The following is a 504-nucleotide window of genomic DNA, read 5'->3' as shown; positions in this document are numbered from 1 at the left end:
AAGTCAGTATTATCGTTAGTGGCGGTTCTTATCGCGATCGTCGTATTGTCGTCATCTCTGTATATCGTTGATGAGAGACAGGTTGCGATTAAACTTCAATTTGGTGAAATTGTTGAGTCAGATATTGGACCAGGTATTCACTTTAAGATGCCGTTTGTTCAGAATATTCGCAAATTCGACGCGCGTATTCTAACTCTCGATTCACGTCCTGAACGCTTCTTGACTGTTGGTAAAAAGTTCTTGATCGTTGATTCGTTTGTTAAGTGGCAGATCGAAGATGTCAGTGCTTATTACAAGGCGACAGCCGGCAACAGATGGCAAGCGACGACGCTTTTGTCTAACTCTACCAACAAAGGGCTTCGTGATGAGTTTGCTTCTCGTAGCTTGACTGAAGTTGTATCGGGTGAGCGTGATGAGCTCATGTCTGACATTACTACTAAGTTGAATGAGCAGACTTTGGCTGAATTTGGTATCCGAGTTTTAGATGTTCGCGTTAAGGGTATT

General features: G+C 42.9%; 1 protein-coding gene. It reads left to right on the top strand.

Features of this window, described 5'->3' with window-relative positions:
• Nucleotides 1-504, top strand: a 504-nt coding sequence (gene hflC, locus A3739_RS01190; protein ID WP_197471930.1) for a protease modulator HflC, incomplete at both ends; no start/stop codon positions are given.

It is taken from the genome of Oleiphilus sp. HI0067 (assembly GCF_001635735.1).
Note: the sequence above shows the minus strand (reverse complement) of the source record. Positions and strands in the feature narration are given on the sequence as shown.